20 protein-coding genes are annotated in these 23,193 nt (G+C 39.7%); 18 read left to right on the forward strand and 2 right to left on the reverse strand.

The features are described 5' to 3' along the window. The first annotated feature begins 9 nt into the window (after positions 1–9). From JOD18_RS06535 to lgt, 7 genes are all read left to right on the forward strand, one after another. Entirely contained in the window at positions 10–2,544 is a 2,535-nt protein-coding gene (locus JOD18_RS06535) for a beta-mannosidase (protein ID WP_204668145.1), read from the forward strand. A 115-nt stretch (positions 2,545–2,659) separates the two neighbouring features. Next, positions 2,660–3,652 carry an asparaginase gene (locus tag JOD18_RS06540; RefSeq protein ID WP_204668146.1) on the forward strand — a complete coding sequence of 331 codons (993 nt, stop codon included), beginning with the start codon at positions 2,660–2,662 and terminating at the stop codon, positions 3,650–3,652. 300 nt (positions 3,653–3,952) lie between these two features. Beyond that, complete coding sequence (locus tag JOD18_RS06545) at positions 3,953–5,305, forward strand: leucyl aminopeptidase family protein (RefSeq protein WP_204668147.1); 1,353 nt, start codon at positions 3,953–3,955, stop codon at positions 5,303–5,305. Beyond that, positions 5,306–5,983, forward strand: a complete 678-nt coding sequence (locus JOD18_RS06550; RefSeq protein ID WP_204668148.1) for a copper homeostasis protein CutC — start codon at positions 5,306–5,308, stop codon at positions 5,981–5,983. It begins immediately after the preceding gene. A 320-nt stretch (positions 5,984–6,303) separates the two neighbouring features. Next, the gene (gene ilvD, locus JOD18_RS06555) at positions 6,304–7,974 is read left to right on the forward strand and encodes a dihydroxy-acid dehydratase (protein ID WP_204668272.1); all 1,671 of its coding nucleotides are present in this window, start codon (positions 6,304–6,306) and stop codon (positions 7,972–7,974) included. A 255-nt stretch (positions 7,975–8,229) separates the two neighbouring features. Next, entirely contained in the window at positions 8,230–8,886 is a 657-nt protein-coding gene (locus tag JOD18_RS06560) for an HAD family hydrolase (RefSeq protein WP_204668149.1), read from the forward strand. Between the two features lie 171 nt (positions 8,887–9,057). Further along, the gene (lgt, locus tag JOD18_RS06565; RefSeq protein ID WP_239587978.1) at positions 9,058–9,882 is read left to right on the forward strand and encodes a prolipoprotein diacylglyceryl transferase; all 825 of its coding nucleotides are present in this window, start codon (positions 9,058–9,060) and stop codon (positions 9,880–9,882) included. A gap of 55 nt (positions 9,883–9,937) precedes the next feature. Here the strand turns inward: lgt and JOD18_RS06570 are convergent, their stop codons facing one another. Further along, complete coding sequence (locus JOD18_RS06570) at positions 9,938–10,564, reverse strand: transglutaminase-like domain-containing protein (protein ID WP_204668151.1); 627 nt, start codon at positions 10,562–10,564, stop codon at positions 9,938–9,940. A gap of 168 nt (positions 10,565–10,732) precedes the next feature. Here JOD18_RS06570 and JOD18_RS06575 point away from each other — a divergent pair, with 168 nt between their 5' ends. The 10 genes from JOD18_RS06575 to JOD18_RS06620 all read left to right on the forward strand — a co-directional run bounded on the left by JOD18_RS06575 (position 10,733) and on the right by JOD18_RS06620 (position 18,976). Further along, a complete protein-coding gene (locus JOD18_RS06575; RefSeq protein ID WP_204668152.1) occupies positions 10,733–11,755 on the forward strand; it encodes an ROK family protein in 1,023 nt (340 codons plus the stop codon). An 18-nt stretch (positions 11,756–11,773) separates the two neighbouring features. Next, complete coding sequence (locus JOD18_RS06580) at positions 11,774–12,955, forward strand: MFS transporter (RefSeq protein ID WP_204668153.1); 1,182 nt, start codon at positions 11,774–11,776, stop codon at positions 12,953–12,955. Between the two features lie 10 nt (positions 12,956–12,965). After that, positions 12,966–13,523 carry a sugar O-acetyltransferase gene (locus JOD18_RS06585; protein ID WP_204668154.1) on the forward strand — a complete coding sequence of 186 codons (558 nt, stop codon included), beginning with the start codon at positions 12,966–12,968 and terminating at the stop codon, positions 13,521–13,523. Positions 13,524–13,638: 115 nt separating this feature from the next. Beyond that, positions 13,639–14,439 carry an HAD-IIB family hydrolase gene (locus JOD18_RS06590; RefSeq protein ID WP_204668155.1) on the forward strand — a complete coding sequence of 267 codons (801 nt, stop codon included), beginning with the start codon at positions 13,639–13,641 and terminating at the stop codon, positions 14,437–14,439. 426 nt (positions 14,440–14,865) lie between these two features. Continuing rightward, a complete protein-coding gene (locus JOD18_RS06595; RefSeq protein WP_204668156.1) occupies positions 14,866–15,060 on the forward strand; it encodes a hypothetical protein in 195 nt (64 codons plus the stop codon). Between the two features lie 12 nt (positions 15,061–15,072). Further along, positions 15,073–15,405 (forward strand): hypothetical protein, encoded by a 333-nt coding sequence (locus JOD18_RS06600; protein ID WP_204668157.1) that lies wholly within the window; start codon positions 15,073–15,075, stop codon positions 15,403–15,405. Between the two features lie 24 nt (positions 15,406–15,429). Next, positions 15,430–15,840: a winged helix-turn-helix domain-containing protein gene (locus JOD18_RS06605; protein WP_204668158.1), complete on the forward strand. Its 411-nt coding sequence runs from the start codon at positions 15,430–15,432 to the stop codon at positions 15,838–15,840. Positions 15,841–15,842: 2 nt separating this feature from the next. After that, positions 15,843–17,402, forward strand: coding sequence for a LuxR C-terminal-related transcriptional regulator (locus tag JOD18_RS06610; RefSeq protein ID WP_204668159.1), 1,560 nt, complete (start codon positions 15,843–15,845; stop codon positions 17,400–17,402). A 113-nt stretch (positions 17,403–17,515) separates the two neighbouring features. Next, a complete protein-coding gene (sppA, locus tag JOD18_RS06615) occupies positions 17,516–18,517 on the forward strand; it encodes a signal peptide peptidase SppA (protein WP_204668160.1) in 1,002 nt (333 codons plus the stop codon). Positions 18,518–18,532: 15 nt separating this feature from the next. Continuing rightward, positions 18,533–18,976: an RDD family protein gene (locus tag JOD18_RS06620; protein ID WP_338029500.1), complete on the forward strand. Its 444-nt coding sequence runs from the start codon at positions 18,533–18,535 to the stop codon at positions 18,974–18,976. Between the two features lie 887 nt (positions 18,977–19,863). On the opposite strand, the gene JOD18_RS06625 is transcribed toward JOD18_RS06620, so the two are convergent. Then, positions 19,864–20,370: a DUF3189 family protein gene (locus tag JOD18_RS06625; RefSeq protein WP_204668161.1), complete on the reverse strand. Its 507-nt coding sequence runs from the start codon at positions 20,368–20,370 to the stop codon at positions 19,864–19,866. Positions 20,371–20,984: 614 nt separating this feature from the next. On the opposite strand from JOD18_RS06625, the gene JOD18_RS06630 reads away from it, so the two are divergent. Continuing rightward, positions 20,985–22,916 carry a fructose-1,6-bisphosphatase gene (locus JOD18_RS06630; RefSeq protein ID WP_204668162.1) on the forward strand — a complete coding sequence of 644 codons (1,932 nt, stop codon included), beginning with the start codon at positions 20,985–20,987 and terminating at the stop codon, positions 22,914–22,916. The last annotated feature ends 277 nt before the right edge of the window (positions 22,917–23,193 follow it).

Raw genomic sequence — 23,193 nt, forward strand, 5'->3', positions numbered from 1 at the left:
GTGGAGAGAATGAGTAAGCAGGAAAAACGACAATTAACCGATTGGCAATTTAAAGAAGCAGCTGCGGACGAATGGAAGAAGGCAACGGTTCCAGGCTGTGTACACACAGATTTATTAGATCACGGCATCATAGAAGATCCGTTTGTAGGAAAAAAAGAGTTAGATGTACAATGGATTGATAAGAAAGACTGGGAGTATCAGACGACATTTGATGTTTCAGACAAGACGCTTCAAGAGGACCGTATCGAGCTTACCTTTGAGGGGCTCGATACGTATGCGGATGTTCAGTTAAATGGTACGACCATCCTGAAAGCAAATAACATGTTCCGGATTTGGAAGATAGATATCAAGGATCAGCTTCAACTTGGTGAGAATACACTTCATGTCTATTTTCACTCACCTATTCAGCATGATATCGATAAACCAGATCAAATCGGTTTCAATTATCCAGCGGATAATGATCATTCCGAAGATGGCGGAGTCGGTGAGAAGAAGCTCAGTATTTTTGCTCGTAAGGCACCTTACCATTATGGTTGGGATTGGGGGCCTCGATTTGTCACGTCCGGGATTTGGAAAGAAGTATATATAGAGGCTTGGTCTGAACTGAAGCTTCAAGATGTGTATCTTGAACAGCAAGAGGTGACTGCTAAACAGGCAACCGTAATGGCCAAACTGGAGGTAGAAACAACCAATCCGCAAGAGGTTATCATTAACATCAGTGATCAATATGGCTGGGAACACCAACAGACCGTAAGTGTAGAAACTGGGAAACAAATAGTTGAAGTACCGTTCACGAAAGAGGCGCCTAAGTTATGGTGGACCAATGGCTTAGGTGAAGCACACTTGTATCAGTTTACTTTTGAGATACTTTCTGCTGAACAGCAGCTTTTAAGCGATTATCAACTGACTACCGGTTTACGCTCGCTTCGTTTTGTAAGAGAACCAGATTCATATGGGGAAAGTTTTTATTTTGAATTAAATGGTGTGCCGGTATTCGCCAAAGGGGCCAACCATATTCCAAATGACAGCTTTCAGACAAGTGTAACGAAAGAGCGCTATTTACATGAGATACTGACTGCAGTGGACTCCAATATGAACATGCTTCGTATCTGGGGCGGCGGTATCTATGAATATGATGCATTCTATGAGTATTGTGATCAATATGGTATTCTCGTTTGGCAGGATTTTATGTTTGCCTGCAGTATGTATCCTGGAGATGAGGCATTCCTGGCTAATGTGAAGCAAGAGGCGATTGATCAAGTGAAGCGATTACGCAACTATGCCTCACTAGCATTATGGTGCGGAAATAATGAGATTGATTCAGCTTGGGCTGAATATATCGAAGAAGCAGGCTGGGGCTGGAAGCAGCTTTATAATGCCGATCAGCGCAAACAGTTGTGGGAAGACTATGAGAAGTTATTTCATCAGCTGCTGCCAGAAGTGATTGAACAGTACAATCCAGTTACTTCCTATTGGCCAAGTTCACCAATCCAGAATCTATCTCATACAGGTTCGCGTCATGCTACGAACCATACGGTAACCAAAGGGGATATGCACTATTGGGATGTATGGCATGGATTGAAGCCATTGGAAGCGTATAAGGAGAATGTCGGACGTTTTATGAGTGAATACGGTTTTCAATCATTCCCTGAAGAGAAAACGTTGAGGGAATATGCGAAAGAGGAAGAACTGGAACTGGAATCTGATGTCATGCTCCATCACCAGAAGAATGGTTCAGGAAACCGGCTGATCAAGAACTACATGGAAATGTACTATAAAGAGCCAAAAGATTTTCTAGCCTTTGTACATGTCAGTCATATTCTACAAGCCGATGCGATAAAACAGGCAGTAGAAGGACACCGTCAGCATATGCCTTATTGTATGGGAACACTGTATTGGCAAATGAATGATTGCTGGCCAGTCGCTTCTTGGTCTGGTATGGATTACTTTGGCAGATGGAAGGCATTGCAGTTTGTAATGAAGGATCGTTTTAAACCAACCGTATTAATTGCTGATCAAACAGAGGAACAGCTGGCGATCTATGCTGTATCTGATGTTACAGAAGAACAAGAAGCAGAATTGGTGTGTACGCTGTATGATTTCCAGGGTAATGTATTGGATAAAACCCATAAACCAGTTGTCATTCAGGCCAACACGTCAACGAAGATAGCAGAAGAAGATCTGTCTGCTTTTGAACAAATAGATTGGAGTAACTCTGTATTACACTGTGAACTGATCAAAGGAGAGGAACAGATAGATTCGATTCACCATCTCTTCTCCAAACCTAAAGATATAAAACTGGAAAATACGCAAATTACATGTACAATCGTTGAAGGCGGTATCGAACTGGAAGCTGACTCCTTTGCTTTAAATGTTTGGCTTGATACAGAACAAACTGGTCATTTTGATGATAATAATTTTTCATTGATACCAGGAATCAAGAAATTTGTCCCTTTCCGGGGATCATTAGACCCGCAGGAACAGAAATCAGCTGTCCTTCACAATGTAGAAATTACATCGATGTATGATTATATTACTAAATAATGACATGGTTTCCACCATGATAAAGATGGATAGAGGTTGTTGCAGGTTTTGCAGCAACCTTTATCTGCACGGAAAGTCGATTTAACATAAAGAAAGAGAAGAAGGTGATCTAGTTATGTCTTATCCAATCATTGCTATCGAAGAAAGAAATCATCAATTAGAGAATACCCATCAGGGAATTATTTGTGTCTTGGATCAGCATCAACAAGTGGTGTATCAGAAAGGTGATATCGAGCAATTTGTCTATTATCGTTCTGCGATGAAGCCGATTCAGGCTATACCCGCTTTTTCTAGTTCCATCATTGAAACATATCAATTAACAAAAGAAGAAGCTGCCTTACTTACCGCTTCACAGCGTGGCGAGAGTTACCATCAAGACGCACTGATTCGGCTGGCGGATAAACTTGGTATAAGCGAGGATTACCTCGTCTGTCATCCAAGCTATCCTTTGAATGAGGAACCAAAGCTTGCTTATGTTACAGCACAAAAACCAAAAAGGAGGCTATTGCACAATTGCGCAGGTAAACATTTAGGGCTATTAGCTTATGCCAGAGAAAACGGTCTGCCTATGGATTCTTATGCTTCCATCTCTCATCCAGTGCAGCAATTGATCCTAGAACGGCTGGCCGAACTGGCAGAAATAGATAAAGCACAAATTGTTAGCGGTACCGATGGCTGTGGCTTACCTATTCATGCCATACCTTTACGGAATATGGCCATCTCCTACCTGAAATTTGCTGATCCATTTTTGATAGAAGAAAATCGACTACGCGAGACGGTTACAACCATTGGCGAGGTGATGCAAGCCCATCCCGAAATAGTAGCCTCCCATGATTTTATTTGTACGGTGTTATTGGAAGATCCTAATATTATAGCTAAAGGCGGGGCGCAAGGAGTTTACTGCCTGGCACTAAAACAGGAAAAAATCAGTATTGCCTTAAAGGTACTGAGCGGAACCGAACATTTATGGCCTTTATTAGTTGCAAAGCTGTTGGAGAAATTGAATTACTCCAATCAAACGACGATTGATAAGTTATACCAACTTAGACCTGAGCAGATTTTGAATGATAATGGAAAAGAAGCAGGGCAGATTAAAATCGATCTATAGAGGGAAGAACTGTCTGTCAGTGAATCGTATCATCAAATCCACCTTTGATTTTCACACTAGTGAATATATTGGTCTAATCGCCAATAAAGTTAATAAGAAAGCATATTTGAAAAAGCGTATGTAAACTCGATTACTGGTTTTGCCCACTGTCACCGTTTTTCGAGCTTATCGAAACAAGGTAGCGCAGTGTTTCGGATCATCATCTGGTAGTTTTGTACAAAAGGAAGAAGAGGCAGAAGTGAAATTGACACAATTAGATGGGCAAGTATTACTTGCGTTTCAATAGTAAGGAGGAGAACCATGCAGGCGAAAATTCATTTTTTACATAAGGATGGCAAGGAATTGCCGTCCTCTCTAAAGAAACAGCATATCGATTTTGGCAAGATAACAATAAGATATTATCAAGAAAGCCCGATTCTATTTGTTGGACTGGCAACTGAAAAACGAGAATTAGAAGCTGTTAAACATCTGGCAGCAAATATTAGAAGGGCAGCCGTAAAGGAAGGATTTATTGGGCTGGATCTTCCGTTAGATCAATTTCAAGCTTCAGATGAAGAGATAGGCGCTTTTTTTGAAGGCTGGTATTTAGCAGGTTATCAATTTAACAAATACAAGAAGAACAGTACCAATATGAAGGTGGAGTTAAACTATCATCCTGATTATCAGCCGCTCGATCAACTGGGAAAAACGGTAGCTGAGGCAGTAGCAACTGCTCGTGATTTATGCAATGAACCAGCTAGAGTACTAACTCCTTCTCATTATGCCGATCGACTTGTGCAGATGTTTCGAGCAACGAAAGTCGAGGTGAAAATCTTTTCCGGTGAGGAGCTGCAAAAGCATTTTCCAGCAACTAACCGCGTGGGAGAAGGAAGTGCTCATTCTCCTAGAGTTGCCATCCTTACTTTGGCGAATGGTGGTTCCCAATCGATTGGTTTAGTCGGCAAAGGAGTTACTTTTGATACAGGTGGTATAAGTTTAAAGACAGGTTCTGATATTGTTGACATGAAAATGGATATGGGTGGTTCGGCAGCTGTGGTTGGTGCTGTTAAACTGGCTGCCGATTTAGATTTACCAGTAAATGTGACAGCAATTCTGCCTTTAACTGAGAATATTCCTGGCAGTCGTGCTTATCTGCCTTCTGATGTGATTGTTTATAAGGATGGTACTACAGTTGAGGTTGGAAACACCGATGCAGAAGGGCGGCTGATTCTTGCGGATGGATTACTCTATGCCCAGTCTATTGGTGCTGATGTAATTATTGATATTGCCACGCTTACTGGTTCTATCGGGAATGCGCTTGGACTAAAGGTAGCCGGCATTTTTTGTAATCAGTCTTTATCGATAGAGACTTGCCAGGAAATCAGCAGAAAATCAGGCGACTCAATTTGGCCGATGCCTTTAGTAGACGACTATGCTTCTTTATTAGCAAGTCCTACGGCAGACCTTAAGAATGTAGGCAAATCCCCTTATGGTGGTGCAGTGATTGCCGCTGAATTCTTAAAACATTTTATTTCCCCTAAACATAAGTGGTATCATATTGATATGGCGAACACCGTAACCCCTTTTGAGGAAAACGGGTATTATTCAAAAGGTGCAGCTGGATTTGGTGTTCGCCTTCTCGCCGAGTTAATCAAACAGGAGGAAGGGATTTAATTGCTGATTGAGGTTATTGCTCTAACTAAGCAAGATGTAATAGAAGCAGAGAAGCAAGGATATGACCGTGTGGAGTTAGTATCCTCGATTGATCAAGATGGTCTTACCCCAGACTTAGAGCTTGTTCAATCGATCATGGAGGAAAAACTGTCTATACCTGTCCAGGTTATGATTCGCCCCCATGACAAAGGCTTCTATTATAATGAAGAAGATACACAGGTGATTCTGAACAGCTTTCAAGAAATGTATAAGCTAGGTGTGCGGCGTTTTGTCTTTGGTGCCTTAAATCAAGATAATACAGTAGATGAAGTGATGTTACAGGACATTCAAGACATTGCTGACGATATTCGCATTACGTTTCACCGTGCAATTGATTTTTCCAAGGATATAGAGGTGTCCTATCAAGTGATTGCCAAGTATCCAAAATTAATAGAAAGGGTGTTGACTTCTGGTGGGGAGCCGACCTGTACAGCAGGAAAGGAAACAATTAAGCGCCTGCTACAGTTATCGGAACAATGGAATGGTCCAGTTGTTATGCCTGGTTCAGGAATAACTTTAACAAATTTGCTGCCATTTCATGAGGAGGTCCAGGCAGGAGAATACCATGTAGGCAAAGGTGTCCGGCATGATCAGTCTTATCATAATCGCTTTGTTTCACGGCCTGCAGAATGGAAATAATGCAAAAAAGGTTGTCCGCTGTATATTGCGGACAACCTTTTTGCATAGATGCACTTTACTTAAGAGTGATTTAAAATAGGCTTAGAGTGGCTTGAAAACACCTTCGAGTGACTTAAATGTGCATAAGGTGACTTAAATCAAGCTTGAAATGGCTTGAAAATATTAGGGTGGAGAAAGATCTACAAAAAAAATTACCTACTCATAGGTGAATTTGTGCTTTGTGGTATGCATATTATTTTAATAGTGTTAAAATAGAGAAAGTTCAAAATTTTTTTATAGTAGCAACTTATAGTAGAAAGAGGGTATGGAAAGTGGCACAAATGCGTAGTGATATGATCAAAAAAGGTGTTGATCGTGCACCACACCGAAGTCTGCTTCATGCGGCCGGTGTAAAAACGAGAGATTTGGACAAACCTTTTATTTTAGTAGTTAATTCCTATATAGATATTGTTCCTGGACATGTCCATTTACAAGAGTTTGGTAAAATCGTTAAGGAAGCAATCCGTGAAGCAGGCGGGATTCCGTTTGAGATGAATACGATTGGTGTGGATGACGGTATTGCAATGGGACATATCGGGATGAGATATTCTTTGCCAAGTCGTGAAATCATTGCCGATTCCGTAGAGACAGTGGCAAATGCCCACTGGTTTGATGGCATGGTTTGTATTCCAAACTGTGACAAAATTACACCAGGTATGTTAATGGCTTCTTTACGAGTTAATATTCCGTCTATCTTTGTTAGTGGTGGGCCAATGAAGGCAGGAACCGACAGCGCTGGTAATCCACTTTCGCTTACTTCTGTGTTTGAAGGAGTAGGAGCCTATCAAGCTGGTCAAATTGATGAAGCTAGATTACTAGAATTAGAGCAAAATGCATGTCCGACATGTGGATCATGTTCTGGTATGTTTACGGCTAACTCGATGAACTGTCTGGCAGAAGGAATTGGTTTGGCACTTCCAGGTAATGGTACGATTCTGGCCGTTTCTGAAGAACGTAAAGAATTTGTCAAACGCTCTGCTAAACAACTAATGGAATTAATCAAAAAAGATATTAAACCACGTGATATTGTCACAAGAGAAACGATTGATAATGCCTTTGCATTAGATATGGCAATGGGCGGCTCTACCAATACAGTGCTACATACATTGGCATTGGCACATGAAGCAGAAATAGATTACCCGCTTGAACGCATTAATGAAATTGCCAATCGAGTGCCCCACTTAGCCAAAGTTGCACCGGCTTCCGATTATCATATTGAAGATGTTCACCGTGCAGGCGGCATCAGTGCCATTGTTAATGAATTACTTAAAAAACCAGGCGCATTTGATGGTGATCGTTTAAGTGTTTCAGCCAAAACGATCCGAGAAAATGTCCAGGATGCAGAAATCTTAGATGAAGATGTTATTCATCCATTAGATAATCCACATTCTGAGCGAGGCGGCCTTGCTGTATTATTCGGCAACTTAGCACCAAATGGTTCTATTGTCAAAGTAGGTGCAATTGATCCAGAAGTTGGCGGATATTTTAAAGGACCAGCTATCTGTTTTGATTCGCAAGAAGAGGCTATGGAAGGTATTGAGTCAGGCAAGGTAACAGAGGGGCATGTTGTTGTCATCCGTTATGAAGGTCCTAAGGGCGGCCCGGGAATGCCGGAAATGCTTGCTCCAACCTCACAGATTGTAGGACGTGGCCTTGGTGCCAAGGTTGGGCTAATTACTGATGGACGTTTCTCTGGCGCCTCAAGAGGGATTTCAATCGGTCACATTTCTCCAGAAGCTGCAGAAGGTGGACCTATTGCCTTTGTAGAAGATGGCGACATGATTGAGCTTGATCTTGATAACCGCGAAATGAATCTGCTTATTTCTGATGAAGAATTTGATAAACGAAAAGCCAACTGGAAAGGCTTTGAACCAAAAGTGAAAAAAGGATGGCTGGGGCGTTATTCTACACTGGTAACTTCAGCTAATACTGGCGGGGTTATGAAAATATAATATACAACTACTGAGACACCTCTTCTTTTGGATAGTGGTTTTGAGAAAGACCAACTATCCTGAATGAAGAGGTTTTTTAATAATTATAGTAAAATTTAATCACGCTAACTATAATTGATTTATTGGAGCGGATCCCGCATTGGCTAAATAGCGAAGGGTTATGTGTATTTCTTAAATACTTAAATGGAAAGATTTGTGTATTTAATGTAAGATAAAAGGTAGGAATTTATCCCATACGATGGAGGTATAACAGGAATGATAAAAGCTATTATTTTTGATTTTGATGGATTAATCTTTGATTCAGAATTATTTATTTTCACCGCTTTTGAAGACTTATACAAAAAATATGAACTGACTTTGCATAAGGAAAAATGGAATCAATCGATAGGCGGGGCATTAGCATTTGATCCATATGAGGATATATTAACAAAGTATCCAAATATACAAAAGGAAGAGCTGCAAAAACAATATGAAGAAAAATATACGTTTTATTCGAAAGGGCAGTTACCGAGGGAAGGCGTTCTAAACTATCTAGAACGAGCGAAAGAGCTGGACTTACATATAGGGCTTGCTTCCAGCTCACCACTTGCTTGGATTGAAGAACACTTGAATAAGTTACAAATCAAGCATTATTTTGATTTTATATGTACATCAGATGATGTAGAACAAGTAAAACCTGATCTAGAACTATATCAACGTGTATTAGATTATTTTAAGCTCGCGCCTGATGAGGCTATTGTTTTTGAAGATTCTCCCAATGGTGCGTTAGCGGCTATAACAGCTGGCATTCCTTGTGTGATTGTTCCAAATCAAGTGACAAAGTCTCTCTCTTTTGATCAACGAGTTTTGCTAAGGATGGATTCAAAAACAGACCTAACATTAGATCAAGTGATAGAAAAGGCGGATAAATAATTGCTATATTTTCCAAAAGGGGAATCGTTAGGTAAAAGGAAAGTGATGATTATGTGTAGTGACTACTTTAGTTTTTCTTTTTAGATGGGAATTGCATAGTACGATCAAATACTTACTAATGAAAGATAGAATTATGATTTTGACTTAAGAAGGGAGGTTAATATATTGATAATGGGGACAGGCGCTCCGATTAATCGGGTCTTTCTGGAAATCGGGCCATTGACGATATATTGGTATGGTATCATTATTGCTGTTGGAACCGTGTTGGCAGCTTATTTAGCAACAAAAGAAGCAAAGAGAGTCGGGCTGGGCAAGGAAATCGTTATGGATTTTCTTATTTATGCCGTTCCAGTTGCTATTATTTTTGCACGTGTTTATTATGTGATCTTTGAATTTGACCAATATGCCAATGAACCATTTTGGAAAGTGTTTGCCGTTTGGGAAGGCGGTATTGCTATTCATGGGGCGATTATTGGTGGAGTTATTACAGCCATCTTTTTTACAAGAAAACGAAAAATATCTTTTTGGAAATTTGCTGATGTCTTAGCGCCTAGTTTAGTCTTAGGAGAAGCTATCGGCCGCTGGGGAAACTTTACAAATCAAGAAGCACACGGAGGGCCGGTTTCTGAAGCTGCCTATGCAAATTTCTATCAGTTTTTACCTGATTTTATTATGAATCAAATGATTATTGATGGTGTCATGTATCATCCAACATTTTTATTTCAATCAACTTGGAATATCCTCATTTTTGTTATGCTCTTGTTCCTCCGCAGAGCGAATTTGACACAAGGAATGGTGTTTTTAACGTATGCCATTACTTACTCGATTGGAAGATTCTTTATTGAAGGGCTTCGGACAGATAGTTTATATCTTATTGGTGATTTGCGCATGGCACAGCTTGTATCTATTTTAACAATTATCATCAGCATATCTTTGATGATTTATCGCAAACAATCAACCTCTGCACGTTATATGGACATATCCCTTTCGAAGTAAGTCCAAAAATAAACAGCCTGAACAACAGGCTGTTTTATTTTACAAACTTCTTTCACTAAAAATAATCTTTGTTGTCAAGCCTATCTGGAAGATGATGTTTATACATAACCATAGGGTGATCATGTGCCGTTAATGTGGCTGTCGTTTTGGGATGTGGCTTGGCATAGATCACTGGATCATCATATTCTCCATCTGCTTCACGTATAGGAAAAGCTAATTGTTCTTTTTCTGTGGAAAATTGTGCGTTTACCCCCGGTTTATTTCCACGAGCATCGACCCTAATCCATTTTTGCAGGCTAGCTAAATAAATAGCATTCAAGGCATGAATACTGTAACCGTCCTCAGGCTTTTCAAACAATACTAACCGCTGATAGCAGAAACCAGTAGGAATACCTTGAGAACGCAGCAGAGCAGCTAATAGATTCGTTTTAGCATAGCAAATACCTTCTTTAAATTGTAATACCTCAGATGCCTTACAGGTGACATGACTGCCTTGGATATCAAAAGAATGAGAAATCTGATCACGTACAAAGATAAACGCTGTTTCTGCTTTTTCAACATCTGTTTGTATATCGCTGAATAATTCCGATGTTACTGTACGCACAAGTGGATGAGAAAAATCGGTTTCCGGAAGTTCTATTACATAGTCGTTCCAATATTTTGATTCAAGGATCCATTTCAATATAGGTGCACCTCAATTTTTTGAATTTATATTCATATTTATGAATTAATATACATTAAAAACAATTTATATGCAAGTACTTGTTATCAATGGCAGGCTGTGGTATAGTAACGAAGTTAACTTATTAAAGTCATTTAAAAAGTGGTGATATAGAAAGTGGATCAAAAAATGATGTCCCAAAAGTCTGGAAAGCAAATGATTATCCGAGGGATACGCAGATTTATGCTGGCTCATGAAACCATAACAAAAGCGGAAGCGGCCACATATTTAGATGTTAGTTTTCCAACCGTAAGCAAATTTTTAAATCAAATGGTGGCATGTGGTGAAGTCATTTCTTTAGGGCTGGCCGCATCGAGCGGAGGGAGACGGGCAAATCAATACCAATACAATACGGCCTACATGCTTAATATGGTGGTGTTTCTGGAGAAAGAGGAAACATATTATAAAGTTTATGATAGTGCTGGAGAAGTGAAAGAACAAGGGAGCTGGCCTACAGTACTAGTAGCAGGCGGACTTGAAGTATTAGTCGGCCGTATTAGTCAAGTGTTTGCCATCTACCCAGCTATTCAGAGCTTGACAATCGGTGTGCCTGGTGTTGTAGACAATGGAAAAATCCTTTATATTCCTGATTATCCGCCTTTTGAAGGGCTCGATATTAGCCAGCATATGGCCACCCATTTTTCCATTCCGACAGTAGTTGAAAATGATATGAATGCCGCTGTCATTGGCTATTTTCATCTTCATAAATTAAAGGATGATAAAACACTAGTTTATATGTATCTTGGCCAGAATGGACCGGGGGCAGGTGTTATCATCAATGGCCGCGTTCATCGTGGGGAAACATTTTTCGCTGGGGAAGTAGCTTTTATTCCACAATATGATAGAGCTAACTTTTATCAAGCAGTACAACAGGCAGGACGAACAATCCATAACGATAATATGCCGCTAATCGATGCCTTAAGTCGTTTGATTGCTGCTATTACGGCTATTATTAATCCCTATTTGATAATTTTCTGTCAACACGAGATAGATCAGAGGACATTACAGCTTATTCAACAGACCAGCAGTAAATATATGGCAAAACGGCATCTGCCAAAACTGGTACTTGGTGAATGGCGGGAAGATTATTTGTTTGGGTTACATCACTTGGGAATGGATGTATTGTTGGATCGGCCTTTACCTGATTATTAAAAAGAGGTGGGGTAGTTATTGGTAACATTATTATTAATCATTATTTATTTAGCTTTTATAAGTTTGGGGCTGCCAGATTCTTTATTAGGTGCCGCCTGGCCGGCTATGCAGCTGGATTTTGAGGCTCCGATAGATACAGCAGGTTATCTGTTTATGGTGATTGCTGCAGGGACCATCATCTCAAGTCTGGCAAGCGGTCATGTCTTAAAGCTCTTCGGCACTGGAAAAGTAACCTTGGTAAGCGCAGGTATGACGGCTATAGCCTTGCTTGGTTTCCATTTTGCTCCATCACTTATTTGGTTAGTCGTTTTTGCGATCCCGCTTGGACTGGGTGCAGGAGCTATTGATACAGGGCTCAATGACTATGTAGCCCGGCATTATAAAGCACACCATATGAGCTGGCTTCACAGTTTCTGGGGTGTCGGAGCTACATTAGGGCCGATTGTTATGGCGTATTTTATGCAAGAGCATGATTCATGGAGAAATGGCTATCTCACTATTTCCATTATCCAGTTTAGTTTAGTATTGATTTTATTTATCTCTTTACCTTTATGGGGGAAAGCTGCTCGTCAACATCCACCAGTGGAACAAGAACAAGGTAAAGAACAAGCTAACGAAGGAACAGAGACCAAATCAATAAGGAATAAAAAAGGGGTAAAGTGGGCTTTGTTTTCATTCTTTTTCTATTGTGCTGCTGAGGCAACAGTAGGTTTGTGGGGGAGCAGTTATTTAGTGAATATGAAGGCGCTTTCTCCTTCTGTAGCTGCCAAGTGGATTTCCTTTTATTGGGCAGGTATTACGATCGGCCGATTTATTACTGGTTTTATCACATTAAAAGTAAATAATAATCAACTAATCCGAGCGGGGCAAATGATTGCCTTGAGTGGTGCTGTTTTATTGCTGCTGCCATTACCGTCCGGCTTTGCTTTAGTTGGTTTACTGCTGATTGGACTAGGCTTAGCACCAATTTTTCCTTGTATGTTACATGAGACCCCGGTTCGTTTCGGCACCTCTCACTCACAGAAGATTATGGGGTACCAAATGGCGACAGCCTATACAGGGACTACATTTATGCCACCTCTGTTTGGTTTTATTGCGGCTTACACAAGTGTTGCCTTGTTCCCTGTATTTATCGTGGGATTTATCGCCATTATGTGGCTTACATCGGAACGTTTACAACGAATATTAAAGCAGGAATAGGAGTATGAAAATGAGAACAGAAAAAGAGAAAATGTTAGCAGGAGAACTTTATGATGCAACCGACGCGGTTTTGACAGAGGATCGTCATCGAGTAAGACAGCTTGTTCGTACGTATAATGCAACAGAGGAGCATCAATTGAAATACCGGGTAGAGTTATTAAAAGAGATAGTTGGATCAACCGGTGAAAATATTTACATAGAGCCCAATATCCGCTTTGATTACGGCTATAATACGTATGTAGGTGAAAACTTTTTTGCCAATTTTGATTTTACGGTGTTGGACGTATGTGAAGTACGGATTGGAGATGACTGTCTGATTGGACCGGGGGTGAAAATCCTAACTGCTACACATCCGCTTGATGCAATGGAACGGGCTTCAGGCAAAGAATACGGCAAACCTATCAAAATTGGTGATAAGGTATGGATTGGCGGAGGAGTAATTATTAACCCGGGTGTAACAATTGGTGATAACGTGGTGATAGGTTCGGGTGCGGTGGTAACTAATGATGTTCCCAATAATGTTCTGGTTGGCGGTAATCCAGCTAGAGTGATAAAAACAATAGATTAGTAGGGGATGTTCAAAAAGTCCAACAAAAATGACACGGCGAATTTATGCATTGGCAATAGGGGAATGTCTCCATGTTGATGTACAATTTATATTGTAGAGAAATGGAGGGTGAGTTATGATTAAGCTAGTATTAACAGATATGGATGGAACTTTTTTAAATAATCAGGGGGATTTTAATCGCGAGTTATTTCAAGAAGTGAAGCAAGTTATGCAGGATAAGGGCGTTACCTTTGCACCGGTAACTGGTAAACAGTGCGAGCGAGTAGAGGAGCTTTTTGGCCAAGATGCGTCCGGCCTATGGATTTTGGGGGATAGTGCCACTAGAATCAAGCATAAGGGCGAGTATGTGTATGAATCTTTATTAAATAATCAAACAGGACAAGAAATCATTGCCGCATTGGAAGCGATCAGTTTAGATCAAACGATTATTGCTTGCACAAGGAATGGTGCATTTATTAAAGAAACGACACCCCCAGAAGAATCAGCCATTGTCCGTATGTCTTATGCGCAAGTGCATCTTGTAAGTGACTTCAAGGAAATCACCGATGATTTTGTTAAAATTACCGTACATGATCCGTTATTAAACTGTTTTGTAACGAAAGAGCACTTAGCAGATTTCTTTGACCGTGCCTATTTTGTTGCCTCGGAAGCGGCATGGATTGATATCGCAAATGTCAACGTTCATAAAGGTACAACCGTTCAGAAACTGCAAGAGCTTTTGGATGTTACTGCTGACGAAACGATGGCCTTTGGTGATGGTTACAACGATATTGAACTGATGCGAGCGGCAGCTTACAGTTTTGCTGTAAGCAATGCCGTGCCGGAAACGAAGGCAGCTGCAAGTTTTGTGACCGGATCTAATGAAGAAGAGGCGGTGATGACTACCATTATCAAAATATTAACACTGCAATCGTAAGAAAGGCAATAACTCTCCCTTACTCATACCATCAGATATGCTGGTATGAGTTTTTGACTTGGTATAACGTAAGCTCGCGTAAAGATCTGCTGGAAGTGATAACATAACTGCTGTATCTTTCGATGATATTGAAAAAAGTGCAACCTAAGTATGGTTCAATTCGTATTATATACTATGCAGGGAGAATGGAAGAAAGAAATAGGATAAAAAATATATTATCTAGGCTTTGGTGCAGTAAATAAGTTTTGAAAAACAGTAGCGACCTCAAGCGCAGTATGTATAAAACATTGATAAATCAGAAAATAACTTAAGTCTAAATCATTAATAAATAGACAGAAGTAACCACAGTCAGTAAAAACGTGTATAATATAGTATAAGTCATGGTACCTATAGTGATAATTAGAATGATGGTGGAAGGTGACAATTATGCAGGCTGTTTGGTTGCATTCTAAAACAACTATACCTAAAGTGGCGGATACTATTATCACCAGAGAACGCTTGTATCCCTTTATACGCCATAATCCTCAGGCGAGAATTACGATTATTCAAGCAGCTGCTGGTTATGGAAAAGCAACTATTTTAAGTCAATGGGTTCAGCAGCTGGCAGAACCAGTGGCCTGACTGTCTATTGATGTGATGGATAATGATCCAAGCCGTTTCTGGCAATATATCTTAAAAGCTATTGAAAAAGCGACAGGGCAACCAATAGATAAAAAATTGGAGCATTTATTTGATTTGCAATATATGCCTCCTCTAGAGCTGATTGTCGATTCGCTGCTGAACGAACTAAGTCTGTTCGAATCGCCTCTGCATATTGTGTTAGATGACTATCATCATATAGAGCTGGATATCATTCATGAAATGGTGATCCGCCTTATTAATTACTTACCAGATCATATCTATCTATATACAGCCAGCAGAAGCAAATTACCATTTCCTATTGCCGCCTGGCGGGTAAAATCTTGACTTGCAGAAGTTGGCATTGATAAGTTGTCTTTTACCTATCAAGAAGTAGAAGCCCTCTACCAAAAGAAGAATATTGTTATGGATAAAGCCTCCTTTTGCGAGAAAATTTTGCGAAAAACAAATGGATGGGCAGCTGGTGTGCAGTTAGCAGGGATATCGGAGGAAAGAAATAGCGGAACACTACATAGTTCAACATCATTTGTTACAGAATATATTATGCAAGAAATATTTGTCACCTTGCCTGTCACTACACAGCAGTTCCTATTACAAACATCACTGTTGAAAGTGCTGGATCCAGAGCTTTGTAATATCCTAACTAATCGTAAAGATAGCTATGAACAATTGTCTGAATTAGTGGACTTAGGCATTCTTACGATACGCTTGTCCCCTCAAAACAGACCTTTCGTTACCATCAGCTGTTGGCGGAAGTGTTAGAATTGGAACGAAGAAACAAATATACCACGGAACAGCTGCAAGCACTTGCTGAAAAAACTGCTGGATTGTTGTATACCAGAGGGGATTACAATACCGCTATTGAGTTAGAATTGGAACGAGGCTTGTACTTGTCCGCCGATCAATGGATTGCTGAACAATTGCTTGATATTTTCTATAGTGGTCAAATCAGGCTGTTGATTCAGTGGGTAGATAATTTACGTGAAGCAGCTTATCCTGTGAATGTGGAGACACTGGTTATATACGCTGTTTCGCTAACCACGATTCAAAATATGGAAAAGGCGGACAGGGTAATTAAGGAATTAGACAACCGTCATGTACAAGAAGGATGGCAGGATCAAGAGGAATATGCAGAGCCTGCCAGTATTCTGCGATCCTTAAAAGCATATGTCAAGTTAGCTACGGGAGAACAAGAGGCTTTTATTGAGCTTCTTACCGAACAAGTGAAGAAGGGGCTGATAAATGATAAATGGTATCTTGCCCCTGTACAGTATAATCCATTTCACGCCAAGCTCACTCGTACATCATTTGGTTCTAAGGGGAAGTATTCTGCTGTTAATGAGGTTCGCGCCTTCTTAGAAGTTTTTCGTCAGACAGAATTTAAAGAACAACATGTGATGGGATACAGCTATGGAGTATTTGCCGAAATTCTCTATGAAACCAATCAATTAGAAGAGGTGTTGTTGGAAATTCATGAAGGCATGCAATATGCTCTTCGCTTTAAAGATCATGGTTTATATGTGCCGCTGTCTATTCTCAAAGGGAAAGTGTATATGATACAAGGGCAGATGACAGCTGCCCATGCAGTATGGGATCAGGCCTTAAGTCATGTGTCGGAGTGGTATTGGTGGCGGTCTATCGAGGCGATGAAGGCATTAGCCTATCTGAGAGAAAATAAGCCAGCAGAAGCAGAAAAGGAATTATTCAAAACAATACGCCCAGACTCCCTGCAAATAGAGTTAGGTCAAGAGTTGTGGCTATTAGTTTATTGCCGTCTGTTAATGAAGAAAAATGAATGGGAGATGGCATTGAAAATCGTTATTCAAGTGCGTGAACATGCCGCTGAAGATGAGCAAATTGATTTGCTCATCGAGTCCGCTGTCTTAGAAGCTATTTGCCATAAACAGCTGAAACAGGAGGAGATCGCATCTGTTACTTTGCATGAGGCACTTGTATTAGGTTCTAGCTATGGCTACAAACGAATATTTCTTGATGAGAATGGTTTTAAGGATGTGTTAATGACCTACCAGACTTTTAAAAGAAAGACAAAGCTAATTCAAGAAGACGTTCCTGCTGTTTATCTGGAAGGACTGGGTGCCAAAGAAAGAAGTTCCATTCCAGTTGATGACAGCGTAAATACGCTGACACCGCGAGAAATAGATGACCTGCGTTTATTGATAAGCGGTGTTTCAAACCGTGAGATGGCGAAGCAGTTATTTCTAACTGAGGGTACCATTCGAGTCTATCTCACAAAGATTTACAGCAAGTTAGGTGTCCAATCACGAGCTCAAGCCATACTAAAGGCAAAGGAATGGAAGCTCTAACCTGCTTTAAAGACGTCAAACCCATTTTTCTTTTTTTATCATGTTTTATTTGGAGACAGAGCAGGTATGATGAGAAGAGAAGGATGTTACAAAAAGAATGGAGGATGATACATATGAATAAAAAAAGGTGGTTAGCATTAGCAGCAGCGGCAGGATTATTTCTGATTTCTGTCGGGTTTCAATTTATGTCATCGATGCTAACAGCTGACTTTGACCGCCTCTTTAGTTTTTATGACCAGACAGAAGGTTATTCTGAAAAGGTGATAGAACAGGGAAGCGGTTCGCAGAAAATTGCTGTTTTACATGTGGATGGAGTCATTCAGGACACAGGTTCAGCAGGCTTTTTGAATGCCGGTGGCTATAATCATCAGGCTTTTCTGGAAATGCTGGATCAGGCAGGGGAGGATAGCTCGGTAGGTGGCGTTATCTTGCGTGTCAATACCCCTGGTGGAGGTGTTGTGGAAAGTGCTGAAATCCATGACAAAATAGTAGAAATCAAGGAAATGTATGATAAACCAGTGTACGTTTCGATGGGAAATACAGCGGCATCAGGCGGTTATTATATTTCAGCGCCAGTGGATAAGATCGTCGCCCATAATGCAACTTTAACGGGTTCTATCGGAGTAATTATGGAGAGCTATAATTTCTCAGAATTGGCAGATCAGCTTGGTATTGACGTGAACACGATTAAAAGCGGGGAACATAAGGATATTATGTCTATGTACCGTGAGATGAGTGATGAAGAGCGTGACTTATTACAAGCGATGATTGATGATATGTATAATGATTTTGTACAGGTCATTGTCGATGGCAGAGATATGCCGGAAGACCGTGTGCGTGAGCTCGGAGATGGCAGGGTATATACTGGTTCACAGGCACAAGCAGAAGGCTTAGTAGATGAACTAGGTTCATTTGATGATACGGTAGCGATGATGAAAGAAGAGCAAAATTTGGCTAATGCGTCATTGATTGAGTATAGTCAATCAGGTTATTATGATCAATTGCTGGGCGGTGTAGCACAGAGTTTGTTCAGCTCTGAAACCAATATTTTTGGTTTAAAGGAACTATTACAAGAAAATAATGCACCGCGTGCGATGTACTTATATTCACGATAAGGGGGGGGCGATAAAGTGGAAGAACCACAAGTAACAACCCATCGCTATGCAGGATTTTGGATGCGGTTTTGGGCGTATTTAGTCGATAGTATCATTGTTTTAAGCATTAGCGGCATCTTGCTTGTTCCCTTTGCTTTTATCAATGAAGGTAAGCCGCTGACAATTGGTTTTTGGACGGTGAATGGTATTCTGACAGCGGTCATCTTTTATTTATACTTCTTATTAATGACCAAATTCTTTCAGCAAACGTTAGGAAAGATGATTTTTGGTTTGCGAGTAATCCGAGAAGATGACCAGCCTTTAAAATGGAGTGACCTTATCTTTCGTGAAGTAATCGGACGTTTTATTTATCGAATCTTTATGATTATGTATTTGCTTTACCTGTTTGTGGCTTTTACCAATCAGAAGCAAGGATTACATGATATGGTCGCTAATACCCGTGTGGTATTTGACGAATAACAAGGAATGGGGTTATTGCTTATAACAAAAGTAATAACCCTTTTTCTTGTAAGATAAGAAGTATATCCAATGCCAGTTATTATTAGCTATTTTAGAAATAAGCTCTGTAGAAGATATGGAGAACAAGGCAATCGCTGCGGCTAACCGTTTCGTTTTTCGACGTACAGGGCGTACTAGTGCCGACGTGGCGATTGTCGTCGCGATGTTAGTCTGCCGAGGGGGCATGCTCTTCAGCTAACTTTTTTTGCTATGCCAGGCGGAAAATGGTCTGCCGCAGACTATATGGTTTTGTGGAACCGCGGAAACGGATTATCGGCCTAATCAACACTTTATTTATTTGATGAATGAGGCAGGTAATGATATCACTTTGATTGATTATAAAAGATGTAGATTATGGTTTTTTTCACTATGGAAGACATGAAAATAAATATTTTTATGAGACCATTCAAGAAGCGGAAGAATTTTTTACTGTGAGGGGATTTCTTTAATGAACAGACTTACTCTCCGCTTTTTGTTGTTTTTTATGCTTAAAGGCAATCCATGATGTTTTTAATGAGGAATAGGTACAGCGCCTCCATAAAATGCTCCCGTAAATATTCCAGCCCACAGATCATGCCGGTGACTAATAAAGATAAGAAAGCCAAGCAAACTGGCAATGGTGAGATGGAATACCCGAGGAATGGGAAATAGTTTTGCCAATTGTGTCAGTATGATAAATACTGGAACAGCTATTACACCGTCCTAAACATTGGTATGAATCGTTGGAAAATCGATAAAAGATCACCCCTTTTTTATGGCCAGCTAAAAAACTCCGTTGCCCTAACAAGAGCTAACAAGCTTCACTGGATATGGTGAAGATAAAACTCCCACAAACGAAACTTGTCCCTTTATTGAAATGATTTGTTTTCTAATACAATTACTTTAGAAGGAAAACGTTGCCCGGCTTCTTTCGTTTCTTTCACCAGTTGTTGAATTTGTAAACAACATTGCCGGGCACCCATAATTAAGAAGGGCACTCCAAGAAAATCCAGATGCAGCCCTCTGGATAACATCCCTCCGATCGTAAGAGCAAGAGGAACTGTTGGCGAAGTATTAGATAGGATTACCTTGTCTTGTAGGCCATGTTGTTCCTGTAAGAGCCTAACTAATTGTTCTAAGGCAGGTACAACATATTTATTGTTCTTTCTCCCAATGGTATAAACTGAATGGCCTTGTTGATCGACACCGTGAAAAATTAACTTGCCAAAATCTTGTTTGGTTAGTTTATTAAAATAGTCGGTATTGATTACTTCATCTTTAGTTAATTTTCTGTTAACAGGCAGCTTTTTCAAATGATAAGCAGCTGCCAAAGAGGTAGTATGTGTTCCTCCATAATCATTGTAAATAAAAATCATTGTATTCATCCTTTATCATTTTGCAACTGTGCAGGATGGGTGTTGCAACAAATGTTTTCGGTGGGACTAGTAACCGCAGTCCCAGAATGTTGTGAACGTAACGGATGTTTTTATCGACCATTTTGAACATGTACTAATATAGTTATTGTAGGAGGAAATAAAAAAACTATTCTATGCAATCTTTGTTATTTTTTAGGAAGAGTGAACTAGAGAAAATAATGATGCACTCTTTATGCTCGTCAAAGCCAGGAAAAAGCAGTAAACAGTCTCAATCGAATTTGCCGTCATTAGTTGTTTTCCTTAGACTTGTTTGAAACCGGAGGTCTTATAGACGATTACGTCGGAATAAATAAATCACCTTATACCAAATAAAGTATTAATTTATATATTTTTCTTCTATATATTGTACTTTATTTTATAAATATGTTGTATTTTTACTGGGGTTAATGTTATATTTTAACTATCGAATAGATAAATCCAGTTGTAACCGCTTAGATGATTTTGTTCTCAAGCGGTCGATGAAGAGAACTGGAAGATTACGGTGCTTTTATTCAGGAACAACCAGATATAAAAATATTCATGACGGAAACCAGATAGGAAGGGGAACAAATCCATTGAATACGGAATATTTAGATTTACTAGCCGAAAAATATGACTGTGAAGAAAAAGTAGTGACAGAGATCATTAATTTAGAAGCTATCCTCAATTTACCAAAGGGAACAGAACACTTCGTCAGTGACCTACACGGGGAGTACCAAGCATTTCAACATGTACTGCGAAATGGGTCCGGTAAAGTCAGAGAGAAGATCCATGATATCTTTAAGGAAACCTTATCCGAGCAAGAGATTACCGAATTTGCGACGCTTGTTTATTATCCGGAAGAAAAGCTTGCCCTGATAAAGAACGAACTGACCGATCAAAAGGAATTACAGTCTTTTTATACCAAGCGAATTCACCAATTGATTGATTTAATTGCTTATGCCTCTTCAAAATATACAAGTTCTAAGCTGCGAAAGGCATTGCCGCAGCAGTTTGTTTACGTCATCGAAGAACTGTTATACAAAAGTGATCAGTATACGAATAAAAAATTATATTATCAGAAGATTGTACAGCAGATTATTTCCCTCCAACAAGCGGATAAACTAATTACTGGACTTGCCTATACCATTCAGCGGTTAGTCGTTGATCATCTGCATGTAGTGGGAGATATCTATGATCGAGGTCCAGAACCAGATAAAATAATGGAGACATTGATTAATTATCATTCGGTGGATATACAATGGGGGAATCATGATGTCTTATGGATTGGTGCTTATGCAGGTTCGAAGGTTTGTTTAGCCAATATCTTGCGTATCTGTGCTCGGTATAACAACTTAGATATTATTGAAGACGTCTATGGCATTAATTTACGGCCGTTATTGAACTTGGCAGAGACGTACTATCAGGATAATCCATCATTCCGGCCAAAGAAAACAACAGGTAAATCGTTAACAGAGCAAGAAGAATTGCAAATTACTAAAATTCATCAAGCCATTGCTATTATTCAGTTTAAATTAGAAAGTCCGATTATTAAACGGCGGCCATTTTTTAATATGGAAGAACGTCTCGTCCTAGAGAAAATAGACTACGAAAGCAACACAATAACAATCTATGGAACAACCTATTCCCTGAAAGACACATGTTTTGCAACCATTAATCCAAATCAGCCTGATCAGCTGTTACAAGAGGAAGAAGAGGTCATCAATAAACTCTTAGTTGCAGTTCAACAATCAGAAAAATTAGGACGGCATATGCGCTTTTTAATGAAAAAAGGTAGCTTATATTTACGTTATAATGGCAATTTATTGATTCATGGCTGTATTCCGATTGATAAAGATGGCAATATGGAGCAGATGGTAATCGATGGGCAGGTATACAAAGGCAGAGATTTATTAGATCAATTTGAAATTTTTCTGCGTCAGGCCTTTGCTCATAAACATATTACTGATGATTTAGCAACAGATATGGTCTGGTATTTATGGACGGGTGAATTTTCATCTTTGTTTGGCAAACGGGCCATGACTACTTTTGAACGGTATTTCATTAAGGATAAAGCTGCTCATAAAGAAGAAAAGAACCATTACTATTATTTACGGGAGAACAAGCAAATTTGCTGCCGCATATTACAAGAATTCGATCTGGATCCTCAGCAAGGTCATATTATCAATGGACATACACCAGTTAAAGAGATCGAAGGAGAGAATCCAATTAAAGCCGATGGCAAAATGATTGTTATTGATGGGGGTTTTTCAAAGGCTTATCAATCAACAACAGGTATTGCAGGTTATACGTTATTATATAATTCATATGGCATGCAGCTTGTTGCCCACCAGTATTTCACTTCCAAGACAGATGTCTTGTTAAAAGGGGCGGATGTCTTATCGGTTCGGAGGGTAGTTGACAAAGAATTAGAACGAAAAACGGTGCGGCAAACCAATATTGGAAAAAGGCTGTTGCGCGAAATCGACCATCTGCAACAACTTATGTCCTATCGTTATATCCGTTAAATATGTCCGATAACAGGCTTTTCCTGTAACAGAAGAGGGGAAGCCGGTGTATAACGTTTTTCAAAAGTCTATGCTTTGATTATTCTAGTTGTTTCCTCAGTAGTGTGCAGCAAACCGTAAACTAGTAAAAACAGGGTACCTGTTACCATTTTTATCCTAACTTGTGTAGCAATATTGCCATAAATGGTCAACTAAATTGCTAGTAATTATGATATAATACATGGTAATTATTCCACCTGGTGTAACCGTTTGTAATCTTTACTTCAAGGTTTAGAGG

This window comes from Gracilibacillus alcaliphilus, from assembly GCF_016909015.1.
In the GTDB taxonomy this organism is placed as follows: Bacteria; Bacillota; Bacilli; order Bacillales; family Amphibacillaceae; genus Gracilibacillus; species Gracilibacillus alcaliphilus.

Excerpts from the sequence above, each read along its gene's own strand:
- lgt (WP_239587978.1), top strand. The coding sequence starts at position 9,058 with ATGGGGACAGGCGCTCCGATTAATCGGGTCTTTCTGGAAATCGGGCCA.
- JOD18_RS06590 (WP_204668155.1), top strand. The coding sequence starts at position 13,639 with ATGATTAAGCTAGTATTAACAGATATGGATGGAACTTTTTTAAATAAT.
- JOD18_RS06540 (WP_204668146.1), top strand. The coding sequence starts at position 2,660 with ATGTCTTATCCAATCATTGCTATCGAAGAAAGAAATCATCAATTAGAG.
- JOD18_RS06625 (WP_204668161.1), bottom strand. The coding sequence starts at position 20,370 with ATGATTTTTATTTACAATGATTATGGAGGAACACATACTACCTCTTTG.
- JOD18_RS06560 (WP_204668149.1), top strand. The coding sequence starts at position 8,230 with ATGATAAAAGCTATTATTTTTGATTTTGATGGATTAATCTTTGATTCA.
- JOD18_RS06585 (WP_204668154.1), top strand. The coding sequence starts at position 12,966 with ATGAGAACAGAAAAAGAGAAAATGTTAGCAGGAGAACTTTATGATGCA.
- sppA (WP_204668160.1), top strand. The coding sequence starts at position 17,516 with ATGAATAAAAAAAGGTGGTTAGCATTAGCAGCAGCGGCAGGATTATTT.
- JOD18_RS06595 (WP_204668156.1), top strand. The coding sequence starts at position 14,866 with ATGCAGGCTGTTTGGTTGCATTCTAAAACAACTATACCTAAAGTGGCG.
- JOD18_RS06545 (WP_204668147.1), top strand. The coding sequence starts at position 3,953 with ATGCAGGCGAAAATTCATTTTTTACATAAGGATGGCAAGGAATTGCCG.
- ilvD (WP_204668272.1), top strand. The coding sequence starts at position 6,304 with ATGCGTAGTGATATGATCAAAAAAGGTGTTGATCGTGCACCACACCGA.
- JOD18_RS06535 (WP_204668145.1), top strand. The coding sequence starts at position 10 with ATGAGTAAGCAGGAAAAACGACAATTAACCGATTGGCAATTTAAAGAA.
- JOD18_RS06575 (WP_204668152.1), top strand. The coding sequence starts at position 10,733 with ATGATGTCCCAAAAGTCTGGAAAGCAAATGATTATCCGAGGGATACGC.